This window comes from Ignavibacteriales bacterium, assembly GCA_020635255.1.
Taxonomy (GTDB): domain Bacteria; phylum Bacteroidota; class Ignavibacteria; order Tepidaquicellales; family Tepidaquicellaceae; genus JAEYVS01.
Genome location: JACKAC010000001.1, coordinates 527,953 through 542,600 on the forward strand (window position 1 = coordinate 527,953; position 14,648 = coordinate 542,600).

The window sequence follows — 14,648 nt, forward strand, 5'->3', positions numbered from 1 at the left end:
GTATCTATTTTAATAATTAGAGGTTTCTATACACAACATAGTTGACCAATTCAGCTATGAAGCGTCTATCTGCAAATTCACATTCCCATTGCTCTTCTGGTTGTATCGAAGATGATCTTAAAAATGTCATTTCATCTAATAATACCTGAGCCTTATGAGCATACTTTTGGGCAAGTTTTTTACCATGCTCGATACTGCCACAACGTTTCATCTCATTTAAAATAAATTCCACATCTTTTTCAGTTTTTTCAGATCTCGGTTTCCTAAGAATATCTTTTATTAACTTGGAATGTATGCCCGAATTAGAGATCACATGATTAAGCATTATTGTTCTTTTTCCCTCGAAAATATCCCCACCAATTTCCTTTCCGTATTTTTCTATTTCCCCAGTTAGATTTAGCAGGTCGTCTTGGATTTGGAACGCAATACCTAATGACATTCCAAATTCAGTTAGAATATGTAAGCTTTTATTAACTTCCATTTCATTCCATAACTTATTTCCAATAATATATCCAATACGACAAGGTTCAGCAATTGTATAATAACAAGTTTTAAATTTACACATCATTATATAATCCGTATCTTTTAGATTAAAGGTGTTATTGGCAATCCAATCTAATTCCATTGCTTGTCCCTCGACACTCTTTCTAGCCATTTGCTCAATTTCATGCATTATATATAAAGCTTTAGAAACACCAATTGATTTCAAGTTTTCAAGCAAAAATCCAAGTGCTAATACATTTGTAGCATTTCCAATATTAATAGCTCTGGGTAAATCAAGCATTCTATGCATAGTCTCCTTACCACGCCTTTTTTCACTATAGTCCTGGCAATCGTCAATCACTAAAAAGGCATTATGATACATTTCGAGTGCAGCACTTGAAATTAGTGCGGATTGTGCCATTCCACCAACCGCGCGGGCAACACTAATACAAATGGCAGGTCTTAAAGCCTTTCCTTTTCTAAAAGGATAATCCAATAAATATTGATATAGAGTGGAGTAGGCATCCTTAATCTTACTTTTTTTAATAGTGAGTTCATGTATTTTTTCAATTACAATATCTCGTGTATAATCTAATGTCTCATTTATTATTGATTCATTATACATAAGAACCTTACTTTGAAATTATGCTTAACCCAATCCCAGGTAATATCTCTTTCCAGTAAAAATCTGAAAACCCAATACGCAAGAAAGTATCTTTTAATTCATTACTAGTGTAGAGACGCAAAAAAAACGGATTTGCAGCTTTCGCATAGTGGATGCTATATGAATTATAAAAATTAGGAAATGGTTCAATTAAAAAAATAAAACCTTTTTTTCCTAAAGCCATATACACATTCTTTGCAAATAAATCTAGATTAGTAAAATAACTACAACTCAATTGGCAGTGTACAATATCAAACTTTCCAAATAATTCAGAGGGTAAATTCTGTACATCGGCTTGAAAGAATGTCATATTAGTCATATGATGTTCTTTTGCATTATTGTAAGCTAAGGTTATCATCTCTTGAGATAAATCCACACATACAACTTCATCTTGCGGGACACTTTTCGCTATAGTTATAGCTTCATATCCAGGGCCACATGCACAATCGAGCAATCGTATGTTTGGTGATAAATATTTCTTCAGTATCTCGAAAGATTTTTTGAATATGTATGATTTATACTCATGTGTCGCCATTTCATATTCTTCGGCACAATAATCAAAATATTTTACTTTTTCATAATCATCCGGAATCTTTTCCATTGGATAATACTTTATGCCCTTCTTAGTAAACTGGCTTTTTTTCTTTTTGAATATTAATCCATGCGGGGTACTCCCAAACTCTTCTAACTTAATTTGTCCATTTTCAGTAAAGATTGTAGCAGGATTTAATACTTTTTTTCCCCATTGGTTTAAGCTTAAAGTAAATATTGGACCCCAAACATCTCTATGTTTATCAAAATTTAACTTCATATTATGAGTATATTTTTTCTTATTATTAAGACTAGTTCAAGAAATATAATATATTATTATAAATAAAAAACGCCATTGAAAACGTATCTTTTATTTAATAAAAATGCAGACCAATCAGTGGACTGAGTTTAGTGTTTCTGGCACACTTCTCAAATCTCTTTCCTGTGTTAGTCTGCAAAACCTTAACGATGACTTTTGTAGAGAAGATAAAATATAACTTATCTGTATAACACGTTCATCAGCGTAAAATCCACTAATTTTATGTGACAGGAATCTGCGCTTCTTAAAAGAAACACATACATAAATTGTAACTATCACTAAAATTACTATAACTTTTATATATCATTTATATCAACATAATCATACTTAACTCTAGCCACTTCCTTAGTATCGTCTAATCCAATTGAAACATTTCCTAGAAAAATTGCTTTATGCCCTTTCTGTAGATAAGCTACTACAACTTTGTCAACTTGAACATTTACATTTGGTGCCGTAGTATAATCATTATCTAGATGTTCTACTAAAATACCCTTTTTATTGGGTGCAGTAGGAATCTCATATAAATTTGTGGGATCTTTAGTCCTAGGTAAAAAAAAGATGTTTTCAGAACAATTTTCCTTTTCCATATTATATAGATAACCTATTTTAAAAAACTAATTTTCTCATGCGCTTCACGTATACTTCAATATAATGTTCGTAGATAGCTGTAAGTGTGAATAGAGAAGAAATGTTATCCCATACACCCTTATTATTTCTATAACTCAGTTTACTAATTGTATTCCCATCAAGCATACGCTCATATTGACTATTCTCATAACCTAGCCATTTGTATGGGACGGTAGGCACTACGTCATTTCTGCTGAAAATATGAAATGGATTTTCTAAACTTTCTATTGCTTGTTTATTACCATATCTAGGCATTCCAAAAGTATAACAACTATGTGTAACGATTGATTTTGGTTTATTGATTAGTGCAAATTCAGAATGTAGGATAGCGGACATAGCACCACCTAATGAGTGACCTGTTACATAAATAGGCACATTATTAAATCCCGAACTATTAATATTTGCAATAATTTTAGAATAACAATCTGAAATAGCTTTATAAAAACCTTTATGAAATTTTATGTCTCTTCCATGAAGTTTTCGGGTAATTCGTAAATTTACTAACCAATCTTGATAATAAAGTTTTTTTGTCCCCCTAATTGCGAGTATTACGAATTTCGGATTTCTAATTCCAACGATTATGACCCATTCAGTTTCTATAATGAAAACATCATTTATTCTCTGCATTGATTAATTCTACAATCCTTAGAAAAAAAATTCGCCATTTCTCAGTAGCAATACCTGCCAGGTTGCTTTTTGTTCCAAACCAGACATAATAGGCAATGGCAGTTGATCTATTAATAAATAGATTAATTCTTTCTTTTTCAGGCATGATGCTAATTTCTTTACTCTTAGTTTGGTTAAACCAAATTGTCTTCAATATTACTGTTCTAAGGGTAGCTAATAATTCAAGTGTATCTTTTTTTACTTGTTGACTAGCTTGATAATCACTGGTACTAAATTTTTTAGTCCATTTAAAAGTGGCTATTGCAACTCCGATACTTATAAATAGTGAAAACGAAGAAATAATAATAGTCACTATATCTTTTGGTTCCATTTTTTATAATTACATTGATTTTTTAAAATTTAAATAATAAAAAAATATATAATAATCAAGTAAATAAATTAATTTCAATGGATTAAGGTCTAAAAGTAAAAAGAACTGAATATTATTGAGTTATGGGGACCCCCAACTAGTAATTTTATATTTTAAACATCTGATATTTTGTATTGATTCAAATTTCGAAAATCACTAATCTTACATTTGTATCTGATTAATCTGAATTATTGTTCAACTCCCCTCGTTTCCATTTGTGAAATTGTTCGGATTATTCAGCTTAATTTTATTAACAAATCATTTTGAAAGGAGAATGAAATGTCTAAAAATCACGCGAAGTTCAGTTCAGTGGCTACAATGGATCATCGTGGTCAACTTGTCATTAATAAAGAAACCCGCAAAGAGGCAAAGATTGAAGGGGGTGAAAAATTTGCAGTATTTACTGCTCCTAGTAATTCACCAGGAAGTTCAAAACTTGTTTTAGTAAAATTGGGAGATGTAATTGATCAAACTCAAGTGGCAAAGTTTGCTGGCTAATTGACCGCAATGAATTTCGTAAAAAGGAGAGTATTTATCAAACTCTCCTTTTTTTATATACAATATTAACTTGACTTTTTATTTCTGTCTATTTACATTAATTTCAGATGGCACTGATAAATCCTATATATCTTGAGAAAATGTTCTTTTTAAAATAGGGGGTCGATTGATGACCCCCGGATTTATAGTTATCGGATTAAGTTGATGAACCCCCGATAATTCGCACCTCATATTTAGTCATAAAGTGCGAGTTATAAACCTGATTTCATTGTAAGGTAAACTCCTACTATTCGTCAACCATCCATGAAACAATTCTCTAATCTGTCAAGAGAGCTTCTGCTAATTTACGTTAGGGTAAGTTATTTGGCGATTCAAGTTACGATTTTTAGTAAACAATAAAAATTAAAACTTTTAGAGGAGGTTACCTTTATGGCACATAGTTTCACTTACTCACATCCTGACAAAATTTTCATTTCAATCCATGAGAACTTACATTTCTTAGTTGATTTAACCAACGGCAAAATTTTATCGAGCCGAAGAAAGGCCGAAATTGCTTTAAAGTCATTTACTTCTAAATTAAAAAGCAATATTCATATTTTAACAGAAAAGCTAATTCTGTATAATAAGTTTCTTTTTATCAAAGTACCTGGTACGGGATATGTTATAGGAGATATCATCAAAAGAAGAGTATTATTTAAAGGTATTGAATTTTCCAAGGCATACGAACACTGGGTAAGGCGAGTTTCGTCAAGACGTAGTAGAAGAACGAGAGAGGAAAGTATTGTGTTAAAACCTTGGGATTTGAATGCATCCCAAAAGATTGCTATGACCTTTACCGAAAAAGAATCTCAAAAGGTAGCAAAAAGATTTAAAGGCCGATATTTATGGGGAGAATATTATGAAGAGAATGACATATATAGTATGTCTTCCTTGAGTGGTAGTGATAATGCAGATTGGAATAACTTATGTGAGCATAATATTTTTCCACGGAAGAACGAGTAGGTGTTGTGCCGTAAATTCAACCGATTTGCTATGTACCGAGCTAGATCATAAATGGAGATTAATGTACATTCATTGCATTTAAGGAAAAATCGTATGCAAATCGTATGCGATAAGATAAAAAGGGTTAGCTATACATGCTAACCTTTTTTATCTTATATGGGTTAATACTCTAGTGAAGGGATGGGATTATATTATTAAGAGTCAGTTGCTCTACCAACTGAGCTAAGGGTGCAAATTAAAGTTATCAAAATAAGAATTGCAGGTTTCTAAAACAATGAATATATATTATTAATATTTGACTTATAACATGCAATCCAAGACTCCATTCAAATTCATTCAAATTTAACCGGTTGTGCTATTAGTTATTACAGTTTTTCGGAACTCATTAATTTGGAATATAAAAAAATAATACTATATTATGTATATGCTAACTTTTAAAACTTAGCAAGAAATAACAAAATTATTATTAGTGATATCTTTTGATAGTCTATAAGTGTTTTTTCCTTTGTTATTTTACTATCCACTTAAAAAATTAAAGAAAGGAGTTAAATTACAAAAAAATAACAATCTTAAATGAGTCATTCACCACACTACTACAATTCCACTCAGAACGGGAATGTTAATCTGGCGCTTAACATTTTAAAAACTTTAATTGTAAAACAATGAAAACCAAAATTATCCAAATTAGTTTTGTTGTTTTCTTTATTTCAGGTTTTGTATTTAGTGTAAATGAGAATTCTTCCGGTTCAAAAATCAACAACGACAATTCTATTAATACTGTATCATCTCCTGCTCATACAGAATTAACGGTTTATGTATCTAGTATACCCGATAAAAATATAAGAGTTTGGACATGTCCAATTATTGGTGGAGAGTTTACTGAGTGTGCTTTCCAAGAAGAAGGTGTATATACGGTCGGTTCAATAGCAAATGGTTTATATAAAATCGTAGCTTGTTGTGATGATTACATCGGTTGTGATACTATTAATATATACGGGCCTAATTTGAAATTCGAATCTTATATTTCATTGACCTCTGCATCTGGATTAGAGTGCGATTCTTTATGTCCTTGTGCATTAGTGTGTGATGTTAGTTCAAGTGGTCCGGATGAAAATTCTTTAAAACTTGAATCTGACTTATCACTGGAGTCCTTTGAATTGTACCAAAACTATCCAAATCCATTTAATCCAAGTACTAGAATTAGATTCACCATTCCGACTGCTGGATATACCTCACTAAAAATTTATGACTCAATGGGAAGGGAAATAGCGACACTAATCTCAGGAAATTTGAAGTCAGGTAATTTTAATTTAGAATTTAATGGGGAAAATTTGCCAAGTGGGGTATATTATTACAAGTTAATTAGCAGCAATTACTCTTCTATTAAAAAAATGATTCTTCTTAAGTAGGAATTGTTAGATTTAAAAATAGATTTATGGAGTAGTCTTTTCGATACTCCTTTTTCAATATATCAAATCCAACGATGGATTGCATTATCGGAGAAAAAGAAACCTTCTTGTCCTGAAAAAGGAATTAATTTATATACTCACTAAAGTTATAACAATACAATTAGATGAATCTAATCCTGCTTTACGATAGATTCTTCGTGCTGTTTTGGCTTTCCATTAGTATGATATTGCGTATTGGACAATTTAAATAGCTCCAAATAAGGTTCACTGAACATTCTATCAAGTTTTCTTGGTTCTCTAAGATCCATCCACAAACCCATATTAGCCTGTTCGATGTATTTATTCCTGTCTACACTGTCGAGATTTTTGTGTGAGGTTATCGCCCAGCAGGTGGAGCTTCCCTGCGCACCAATATCTACACTCCATTTAAGGAATAACTGCCAGAGTCTAAACCAGAACTGGCCGTAATGCTCCGTTATGTATTCCTCATTGCCGAGCCAATTATAATACCATTTTTGTATAGTATGAGAGTAGTGAATGCCAATATTTTCTATATGTGCTGCTTCAAAATTTGCGCTCTGCAAGGAATCAACAAGAAATTTCAATGGAAGTGAAGCATCCGCACCGCTGAAAATATATTCGTTCATAAATAATCCCCAGACAAGGTCCTGCTTATGTTCTCCTTTCGTGAAAGCTCCCGGGTTTGCTCTCAAGCCTGCCTGCTGTAAATAGAATCTCCCGTCGTCTTCGAGCATGTCGTATATCATTTTTATGAAGCCCTTGAACTTCCTTATTCCCACGTGTTCTCCCATCTCGAGACATGAGATACAATCCCATTTCTTTCCTTTCGGAATATCCCTGTAGTCTTTGCGGAGGATCCTAGCCTGGTCATTGTTGATTCCATGATCCTTTATCTGTTTCATTCCCCAGTCATGTCCTTCCTGTGCGATCGTTACACCAGTCGAGTCGGTCCCAAAATATTTTGAAGCGTATGTAACAAGCGTTCCCCAGCCGCATCCGATGTCAAGATATTTCTTACCCGGTTCCATGAAGAGCTTTCTGCAAACCATTTCCATCTTTCTGTCCTGTGCCGTTTCCAGCGATTCTGTTTTGGGATCCATCCAGAATCCGCTTGTATACACCATACGTGGTCCAAGAAATGATGCGAAGAAGTCATTTCCTCTATCATAGTGCTCACGTACAATGCGCTCATCTTGTTTCTTCGAATGGATCGCTACTTCAGGAATAAATCTTGTTACAAAAAATTTTACGTGGTGAGGTGTATAAGTATAATCAAAGTAATTTCCTCTGCATGCCATGAACTCTTCAAAATCTCCGTTTATATCTATCTTGCCGTTTATATAATCTTCTATGAAATGTCCAAAGGAAGGGTTTTTACCAGGTTTATACCGGGAGCGTGTTGATTCTGTTTTGGGAACAATAAAATCTAAAGGGCTTCTTTCCATACTCTTGAATTGATTATGAATCGGACATTATTGTCCCGAACCGTAAGTTTATATTTATATCTCTACTTTTCTACCCAATTCGTACTTCGAAAGCAATTCTTAATTATAAGTTATCAATTGCTTAACATAGCCCGAAAAAAGTGTCCATTAGTGAATTATGTAGAAAGGACACTTCTTTGTTAAAAATTAATATTTATTACACAATCAATTTCTTTCCAGCCAATCAATTATATAATCGGCATCTTCTTTCCATGTGGGCAGAACGAGCACCGAATGGTTTCTCCCCTTAAATTCCTTATAGTCAGTGACAGAACCGTTCTCTTTATTATATTTTTTGTAGTTAGAGTAACTAATAGAAACCGGCAATATTTGATCGGTATCACCGGAGGTTATCAATAATGGTCCATGTGGTTTTTTCCAATCAACTTTTGCTGTTTTTGTAACTGCGTCGCGGTTTATACGTTTTGATTCCGGTACAGCATACTCTTCGTAGGATTCTTTCTGATCTTCGGGTGATTGACCGTTTGCAAAAGCAAAATTCCATTGCTTCTGTGTAAATAGAAAAGTTTTGTTTGCATCGGTGAAATATCCAAGCGGTCCCCATGTGGCTTTATAGAACGAAAGAGCCGTTGGAATTACACCCTGAGGAGGAACTGAATGAATTCCTACCCCGGCAACAACCAGGTCTCTATTAAGAAGGATCTGTGTCAAAAGTCCGCCGTATGAATGTCCGATTGCAATAGGCTTTTCCTCTTGCTCGCTTACTATCTTTGTAAAATGATCTATTAAGTCCTGCATTCTGAGCTTTGCTACGTCCGGGTCGGGCTGACGCTTACGGAGTTCAGCCGGGGATGCGTCTTTAAAAGGCCATGCGGGCACAACCGATTTATATCCCCTACTTTCGAAGTAGGCGGGCCATTCACCCCAGGAATTTTTGGTGACAAAGGCGCCGTGAATGAACACGACCGTTTTTGAGTTGATCTTACCCATTTTTGTTTTCTCCAAGGTTTTAGATTTGATCACTACCTCAGATAATTTAGCTGATTTGGATTTTATTTACCCAGATTTTTTAGGTAACCTGGAAGGGTTTTACAATTCCTTTACATATAGCATAAGGTCCTCCGGGTCATCCGGCAGACGGATAGTTTTCTCGAATTTCATACCCAGTTTCTCGAGTATCTTTATCGACCCGGTGTTGTATTCAACTGTAATAGCCACGATCTTTTTTAATCCCAATTGGTCCGCATGATCCATGGTTGCGATGGCCGCCTCGCTTGCGTACCCATTGCCCTCGTATTCGGGCAGTACCGCAAAACCTATATCTACATCTTCCATAGTATCCCGTTTTATTAATCCGCACATACCGACACACACACCATCGTCTTTCCTCACCATCATATACAGCCCAAACCCGTACTTTTCGTATGGTGGTATCAAAAGTGTCTCTATATATTTCTGTGCCTCTTCAAGACCTGAAATTCCCCTCGAGCCTATATATTTCAGCCATCCCGGGGAATTAACCAGCTTATAAATAAACTCTGAATCACCCGGCTTGAATTTGCGTAATATTAAACGTGTGGTTTCAAGCACAGACATGGTTTTTTGAATTTGATTAAAGGTCATAATAAGTAATATTAATTTTAATAACACTACCCATTAAAAGGAAATGAAAAAAAATAAGAATTTCATTTACAGAGAACTTCCTATTCATAGTGATTTTGAAGGTATAATAGAAAAGGTGTGGGAATTTTCCGTAAAAGAAGATATGCCTGAAAGACCGTTTAAATTAATGTCCGACTTCTTGCCATCTATTATCATTCGATCAAACAACAACGAAGTCTCACTTTTTTTAAAAGGAGCATTCACCAAAAAAACCTTGTTTCCTTCAGAGGGCGGAACTCTTATAAGGTGTATAAGGCTTTATTCACCTCTTATATACCCATTGTTCGGAATAAAATGTTCTGGCCTTAAAAATTCATTTCTACCTGTGTCGGAGCTTTGCGATAATGTAATAGATCCAGTAGAATACTTTCTTCCGGTAAAAAGTAATTTTGATGATCAAATTCGCAATTTCGGGAATGCTATCCTTAAAAAAGAGATCGAACCCGCTGACAAGGTTATTTATAAAGCAGTCCGTGAATTTCTCGACTCTAAGGGGAATATAGATTACTCGGAATATATAAAGAATACCGGGATAGGAGAGAGACAATTCCAGCGACGATTTAAAAATGAGACAGGGCTTACTGCAAGAGAATTCCTAAAAACAATGAAGATAATTAATCTGGCATCAGAGATGGTAAAGAACGATTTTGCAGATAAAGGACTCATTTTCGATTTCGGTTACTTTGACCAGCCTCATTTTAATAAGGCATTTAAGGATATTTTTGGTGACGCCCCCCTTAGATTCCTTGAACGCCAAAAATCTGTTCAATACGAAAGACAATTCTGACAATTTCCTCCCTGACGGAATTTTACAATAGATATTTTACCTGTCTTATTATCTTATATGGTATTATGAATCTTAATTTTTAAGTGATAATGAGCCATTTTCAAAAGATAATTCTTATTTTAATCATGTCATTCACAATGTCAAACCTTATGAAGGATTCTATTGCAAGATCGGGTGATGATGTCTTGTTTAGTACTTTGTATTCCTTATATGAGAATGAGGAGTTCTTCAGATTCAGGAATATGCTCGAAGCTTCAGGATCCGGACTTGAGGACTGGCAGGCTTTGTATTTTGAAACGCTGTATCAGAGTATTAATAACAAACCGGAACTTTCCAATAAATATGCCGAAACTCTTCTTAATACTCACGCAGATGCTGTCCATGATTCTTTGAAAAAAGATATTTACGGGGCAATGATAACAAACTACGTTCATTTGAGGAATTACAAACGCGCAATGGAAGTTACCCAGACCATAATGTCTAAATATGGTAATGATCTGAAACCCGAGGAAAAAGAAGATTATTCCAACACCGGTACAATTTGGGAGATATTAAAAGACGTTCCTCCGCAATCCTCCGAAATAAACGGCGACACTCAGCTTGAATTTGGTAGCAGCTTTGCCGGAAAGACCATTCCTGTTGGTATAAACGGTGTGGAAAATGACTTCATCTTTGATACAGGCGCGAATTTTTCGGTGGTAATGAGGTCCTATGCTGAGAAAGTAGGTATCAAGATCCTTAAAGGTACCTTTAAGGTAAACTCCGTTACGGGCACAAAGATTGATTCGGAAATGGGATATGCTGAGGAAGTGAAGATAGGTAATATAACTTTCCATAATGTGGTTTTCCTTGTATTCCCGGATGAGGCTCTTACATTTTCCGTCGGGCTCAGCATTGAGGCAATAATCGGATTCCCTGTGATCAGGGATATGAGGGAGATTAGGATGTCTGAAAATGGAATGTTCGTTCCGAATAATCCCGGCGCAAAAGCTTACAATAACTTCCTGCTTAATGGTTTCACTCCTGCAATTGAGATGATAAATGGTAATGACTCTCTTACATTTGCTTTTGATACAGGAGCAAAAAGAACAATGTTGTACTACCCATATTATAATTTTTATAAAAAGGAGATAGATGGGAAGTATGAACTTGAAGATATAAAAATTGAAGGCGCAGGTGGTGCTGTAACTTTTAAAGGATTTATAATCGATAAGATGGATCTAAAAACTGCAAATGTATCTTATACTCTCGATGAGGTCAATCTGATCTCAGAACCTATTCATGGCAGAGACACGAAATATTTCGGAAATCTTGGAAGGGATTTTATATGGCAATATTCGTCATACACCATAAACTTTGAAAGTATGTTCATAGACTTTAATTAAGTAATAATCATTTTTCCTGTCTAGTAAAGCCTGGAGTCATCATCCGCGATGGTTCCAGGCTTTTTGCTTCTCAAATCCATTTCTATTATTTTTAAATAAAAAATCATGAAGGGCATTTTAGCTTTTGCGGTCTATAAACCCAAAGAGGGTAAAACAGACGAACTTCTCCCCATCCTTGATAGGCATATCGAGATACTTCGGCAAAAAGATTACATTACTGAAAAAGACGATTATTTGGTTAGAGCTTCCAATGGCTATCTCGTAGAGATATTTGCATGGAAATCTCAGGAATCTATCGACGCAGTACATAAAGATCCTGATATACTGCAGATCTGGAATGAAATGATGGCTCTCGGTGAGTTTGGTTGTATGGAAGACCTCCCTGAGTCGGAAAAAATATTTCCTAATTTTGATATTCTTAAATAATACAAATAACCTTACAATGAAAAACTTATCGATATTTGTGATCATTGCGATGCTGGCACTCGGCATTTCCTCCTGTGGTAATAAAAAAGATGACCCTAATAGCAAGATGGATGATACCGCTCGCAATGAAGCGCCTTCAAATACTGACAACGGTAATACCACCGGTGATAACAATACCGGAAGTCAGGACGCCAAAGAAGAAAAAACAGAAAATACCTCCGATAATAAACCTCTTACTGAAAAAATAGCCGGGGGCTATAAGATTAATTTTCCTAAAGGCGCTACCGAAGTTGAAATAAAAGGAAATATCGACGGATTCAACGGTGTTACCTATTTCATGGATGTTTCAAAGGGGCAAAAGCTGACCGGAAGTATCGAAGCTATCAGCAAAGAGGGAAAAGAACAGAATAATATCCGTTTTTCTCAGATCATCAGTCCTAATGGTGATGGTGACGGTCCTTTCGGACCTACTATTTCCTATGACCTCAATGAAGCAGGTCAATGGCAGCTCATCGTAAGCGAGAACCAGATGTCCGGTGATCCATGGAAAGGGGAGTTCAAAATGAGCATTGGGATTAAATAGTTTGATTGTTGATTTAAAACTTAAAAAGCCCGGGGAAAATAAACTCCTCCGGGCTTTAGTTTATCATGATGTGGGGGAATACAGAAAAAACATTTCTTAATGGTCTGTCTGTATTATAAAGTTACATCATTGGTCATTCCAAATCAAACGGAATATTCTCATAATCATAGTAATTGTATCGTGACTAAATTATGAGCTTCGTTACAATTCCTTAAAAACATTTTTCCCTTTTATTCCCGGACGCGACTTCCACTCAAATTCTTCGATAATAATATACTCACCGTCTGTACCTGTTGAAACTTCGCAAACTGATATTCCTTGATCTATTTTCCCGTCTGTTTGTTTTTGGCAGTAAGCAAACTCCAACTTGCTACCCGATACTGTCCCAACAAGAAAGCCCTTCTCTATTTTACCTCCGCAATACACGGCATATACGGTCTCACCGTCCTGTGAAAAATCAAATATCGTGTCCGAATTGACTACACCGTCCGGATCCGTCTCTACGACGTTCATTCTTTTTCCATCTAGATTATAGCTCATGCTATTATTTACTTGCTATTATTGTATTTTGTTACATATGGGAATAAAAAAACCCGGGGTTTTCCGGGTTTTAAAAGACTTATATATATGATGATTTATTTCCCGTCTGTTGGGGCATCATCATTGTTATTTATTTTCTTGTCGTTTCCTTTTCCTTGATCGTGGTCGTCTGGTGAATCATTATTTTTATCTTTATTACCCTTTGATTCACTCTTGCCATTCTCTTCATCCTTTATTTTCTCTTTTATCTTTTCCCTTATGGTTCCGTTATTAGTCTCTGCGTCTTCTTTTTTCTCCTCACCATTTACCTGGGAATTCTCTTCTTCTTTTTTCTCCATCTCTTCCTTGATCTCTTGTTCCTTGGTCTTGATCTCTGTCTTTATGTCTGTGCCGTCATCTGATTTTACTTTGTCATCGACCGGCGCGGGCTTGTCATCTTCCTGTTTGATCGTACCATCGTCGGACTTAACTTCCTTCACTGTGCCCTCATCTGAGGTTCCGTCTTGTGAATATCCGTTTACTGCCGTGCATAATAGTAATGCAAATACTGCCACGAATGAATATTTAATAAGTTTCATTCTGTTTTCTCCCTTAGTTAATTGTATTTTTTATTTTACTTTTACTGCTTCTACCCAAAATCGGTATTGATTCCAGAAAAACCTTATCTTAGTATCGCCCTCATTCCATTCCCGGTAAACATACGTATGACCCTGGTTTATAGATTCTTCGTGAACTTTGGCGGAGATGTTTTTTCGCCCGAATGGTATGGTTGGGTCTATATAGTCCTTATTAAGATCTTCCGTACCGAATTTCTCTACCAGCTCGTTATAGACTTTGTGATAATCATCTATTGTGGCATCCTCTATATAAAATACAAACCCTGCTTCAGGTATATATGATATACCCGTAAATCCTGCCGCTGAGGCATCTGAACTATTCATATAAATACCTTCATCGTATTGCCATGACTTTGCCGCTTCTACATCCTGCACGTCCACGTTCCAGAGAGTCTGCGCGTTCAATGATCCCGATAGCAGTATAAGCGTTACTATTGCCTGTGTAAATAGTAGTGTTTTCATCTTCCCTAAAGTTATACTTTTATATACGTCTATTTTCTGAAACTTGCTATGACAATTTCTTGTTCCAATTTTAGCGACAGACATTTTAATGTACTGATAATTTACTTGTTTTTGATAGCTGGAATGTCTAGTTTTACATGATTTAATGATT

18 protein-coding genes are annotated in these 14,648 nt (G+C 35.1%); 7 read left to right on the forward strand and 11 right to left on the reverse strand.

Translation table 11 applies throughout. The features are described from left to right. Nucleotides 1-16: 16 nt before the first annotated feature. The 5 genes from H6614_02425 to H6614_02445 all read right to left on the reverse strand — a co-directional run bounded on the left by H6614_02425 (nucleotide 17) and on the right by H6614_02445 (nucleotide 3,621). A complete protein-coding gene (locus H6614_02425; protein MCB9242512.1) occupies nucleotides 17-1,108 on the reverse strand; it encodes a polyprenyl synthetase family protein in 1,092 nt (363 codons plus the stop codon). Between the two features lie 7 nt (nucleotides 1,109-1,115). Then, nucleotides 1,116-1,958 carry a class I SAM-dependent methyltransferase gene (locus H6614_02430; GenBank protein ID MCB9242513.1) on the reverse strand — a complete coding sequence of 281 codons (843 nt, stop codon included), beginning with the start codon at nucleotides 1,956-1,958 and terminating at the stop codon, nucleotides 1,116-1,118. A 335-nt stretch (nucleotides 1,959-2,293) separates the two neighbouring features. Continuing rightward, on the reverse strand, nucleotides 2,294-2,584 hold the full coding sequence (locus tag H6614_02435) for a hypothetical protein (protein ID MCB9242514.1): 291 nt from the start codon (nucleotides 2,582-2,584) through the stop codon (nucleotides 2,294-2,296). Nucleotides 2,585-2,603: 19 nt separating this feature from the next. Next, entirely contained in the window at nucleotides 2,604-3,251 is a 648-nt protein-coding gene (locus H6614_02440; protein MCB9242515.1) for a lipase family protein, read from the reverse strand. Continuing rightward, nucleotides 3,235-3,621: a hypothetical protein gene (locus H6614_02445; protein ID MCB9242516.1), complete on the reverse strand. Its 387-nt coding sequence runs from the start codon at nucleotides 3,619-3,621 to the stop codon at nucleotides 3,235-3,237. The genes H6614_02440 and H6614_02445 overlap by 17 nt, the downstream gene beginning before the upstream one ends. A 318-nt stretch (nucleotides 3,622-3,939) precedes the next feature. Between H6614_02445 and H6614_02450 the strand changes: the two genes are divergently transcribed. From H6614_02450 to H6614_02460, 3 genes are all read left to right on the forward strand, one after another. Then, nucleotides 3,940-4,158 carry an AbrB/MazE/SpoVT family DNA-binding domain-containing protein gene (locus H6614_02450; GenBank protein ID MCB9242517.1) on the forward strand — a complete coding sequence of 73 codons (219 nt, stop codon included), beginning with the start codon at nucleotides 3,940-3,942 and terminating at the stop codon, nucleotides 4,156-4,158. Between the two features lie 429 nt (nucleotides 4,159-4,587). Then, nucleotides 4,588-5,160, forward strand: coding sequence for a hypothetical protein (locus H6614_02455; GenBank protein ID MCB9242518.1), 573 nt, complete (start codon nucleotides 4,588-4,590; stop codon nucleotides 5,158-5,160). 662 nt (nucleotides 5,161-5,822) lie between these two features. Further along, nucleotides 5,823-6,569, forward strand: coding sequence for a T9SS type A sorting domain-containing protein (locus tag H6614_02460; protein MCB9242519.1), 747 nt, complete (start codon nucleotides 5,823-5,825; stop codon nucleotides 6,567-6,569). A gap of 170 nt (nucleotides 6,570-6,739) precedes the next feature. Here the strand turns inward: H6614_02460 and H6614_02465 are convergent, their stop codons facing one another. The 3 genes from H6614_02465 to H6614_02475 all read right to left on the reverse strand — a co-directional run bounded on the left by H6614_02465 (nucleotide 6,740) and on the right by H6614_02475 (nucleotide 9,631). Beyond that, complete coding sequence (locus tag H6614_02465) at nucleotides 6,740-8,035, reverse strand: class I SAM-dependent methyltransferase (protein MCB9242520.1); 1,296 nt, start codon at nucleotides 8,033-8,035, stop codon at nucleotides 6,740-6,742. Between the two features lie 204 nt (nucleotides 8,036-8,239). Further along, nucleotides 8,240-9,025: an alpha/beta hydrolase gene (locus H6614_02470; GenBank protein ID MCB9242521.1), complete on the reverse strand. Its 786-nt coding sequence runs from the start codon at nucleotides 9,023-9,025 to the stop codon at nucleotides 8,240-8,242. A 99-nt stretch (nucleotides 9,026-9,124) separates the two neighbouring features. After that, complete coding sequence (locus H6614_02475; GenBank protein MCB9242522.1) at nucleotides 9,125-9,631, reverse strand: GNAT family N-acetyltransferase; 507 nt, start codon at nucleotides 9,629-9,631, stop codon at nucleotides 9,125-9,127. 70 nt (nucleotides 9,632-9,701) lie between these two features. Here H6614_02475 and H6614_02480 point away from each other — a divergent pair, with 70 nt between their 5' ends. The 4 genes from H6614_02480 (at nucleotide 9,702) to H6614_02495 (ending at nucleotide 12,878) form a co-directional block, all read left to right on the forward strand. Further along, a complete protein-coding gene (locus H6614_02480) occupies nucleotides 9,702-10,484 on the forward strand; it encodes an AraC family transcriptional regulator (protein ID MCB9242523.1) in 783 nt (260 codons plus the stop codon). An 89-nt stretch (nucleotides 10,485-10,573) separates the two neighbouring features. Next, on the forward strand, nucleotides 10,574-11,869 hold the full coding sequence (locus H6614_02485; protein MCB9242524.1) for a retropepsin-like domain-containing protein: 1,296 nt from the start codon (nucleotides 10,574-10,576) through the stop codon (nucleotides 11,867-11,869). 105 nt (nucleotides 11,870-11,974) lie between these two features. Continuing rightward, nucleotides 11,975-12,295 (forward strand): hypothetical protein, encoded by a 321-nt coding sequence (locus H6614_02490; GenBank protein ID MCB9242525.1) that lies wholly within the window; start codon nucleotides 11,975-11,977, stop codon nucleotides 12,293-12,295. A 16-nt stretch (nucleotides 12,296-12,311) separates the two neighbouring features. Next, nucleotides 12,312-12,878, forward strand: coding sequence for a hypothetical protein (locus H6614_02495; protein ID MCB9242526.1), 567 nt, complete (start codon nucleotides 12,312-12,314; stop codon nucleotides 12,876-12,878). A gap of 201 nt (nucleotides 12,879-13,079) precedes the next feature. On the opposite strand, the gene H6614_02500 is transcribed toward H6614_02495, so the two are convergent. From H6614_02500 to H6614_02510, 3 genes are all read right to left on the reverse strand, one after another. Continuing rightward, a complete protein-coding gene (locus H6614_02500) occupies nucleotides 13,080-13,418 on the reverse strand; it encodes a hypothetical protein (protein ID MCB9242527.1) in 339 nt (112 codons plus the stop codon). 95 nt (nucleotides 13,419-13,513) lie between these two features. Beyond that, nucleotides 13,514-13,996: a hypothetical protein gene (locus tag H6614_02505; protein MCB9242528.1), complete on the reverse strand. Its 483-nt coding sequence runs from the start codon at nucleotides 13,994-13,996 to the stop codon at nucleotides 13,514-13,516. A gap of 30 nt (nucleotides 13,997-14,026) precedes the next feature. Further along, entirely contained in the window at nucleotides 14,027-14,497 is a 471-nt protein-coding gene (locus tag H6614_02510; GenBank protein ID MCB9242529.1) for a hypothetical protein, read from the reverse strand. Nucleotides 14,498-14,648 lie beyond the last annotated feature (151 nt).

Coding starts and splice junctions, on each gene's coding strand:
- H6614_02425 (MCB9242512.1), bottom strand. CDS start 1,108: ATGTATAATGAATCAATAATAAATGAGACATTAGATTATACACGAGAT.
- H6614_02430 (MCB9242513.1), bottom strand. CDS start 1,958: ATGAAGTTAAATTTTGATAAACATAGAGATGTTTGGGGTCCAATATTT.
- H6614_02435 (MCB9242514.1), bottom strand. CDS start 2,584: ATGGAAAAGGAAAATTGTTCTGAAAACATCTTTTTTTTACCTAGGACT.
- H6614_02440 (MCB9242515.1), bottom strand. CDS start 3,251: ATGCAGAGAATAAATGATGTTTTCATTATAGAAACTGAATGGGTCATA.
- H6614_02445 (MCB9242516.1), bottom strand. CDS start 3,621: ATGGAACCAAAAGATATAGTGACTATTATTATTTCTTCGTTTTCACTA.
- H6614_02450 (MCB9242517.1), top strand. CDS start 3,940: ATGTCTAAAAATCACGCGAAGTTCAGTTCAGTGGCTACAATGGATCAT.
- H6614_02455 (MCB9242518.1), top strand. CDS start 4,588: ATGGCACATAGTTTCACTTACTCACATCCTGACAAAATTTTCATTTCA.
- H6614_02460 (MCB9242519.1), top strand. CDS start 5,823: ATGAAAACCAAAATTATCCAAATTAGTTTTGTTGTTTTCTTTATTTCA.
- H6614_02465 (MCB9242520.1), bottom strand. CDS start 8,035: ATGGAAAGAAGCCCTTTAGATTTTATTGTTCCCAAAACAGAATCAACA.
- H6614_02470 (MCB9242521.1), bottom strand. CDS start 9,025: ATGGGTAAGATCAACTCAAAAACGGTCGTGTTCATTCACGGCGCCTTT.
- H6614_02475 (MCB9242522.1), bottom strand. CDS start 9,631: ATGTCTGTGCTTGAAACCACACGTTTAATATTACGCAAATTCAAGCCG.
- H6614_02480 (MCB9242523.1), top strand. CDS start 9,702: ATGAAAAAAAATAAGAATTTCATTTACAGAGAACTTCCTATTCATAGT.
- H6614_02485 (MCB9242524.1), top strand. CDS start 10,574: ATGAGCCATTTTCAAAAGATAATTCTTATTTTAATCATGTCATTCACA.
- H6614_02490 (MCB9242525.1), top strand. CDS start 11,975: ATGAAGGGCATTTTAGCTTTTGCGGTCTATAAACCCAAAGAGGGTAAA.
- H6614_02495 (MCB9242526.1), top strand. CDS start 12,312: ATGAAAAACTTATCGATATTTGTGATCATTGCGATGCTGGCACTCGGC.
- H6614_02500 (MCB9242527.1), bottom strand. CDS start 13,418: ATGAGCTATAATCTAGATGGAAAAAGAATGAACGTCGTAGAGACGGAT.
- H6614_02505 (MCB9242528.1), bottom strand. CDS start 13,996: ATGAAACTTATTAAATATTCATTCGTGGCAGTATTTGCATTACTATTA.
- H6614_02510 (MCB9242529.1), bottom strand. CDS start 14,497: ATGAAAACACTACTATTTACACAGGCAATAGTAACGCTTATACTGCTA.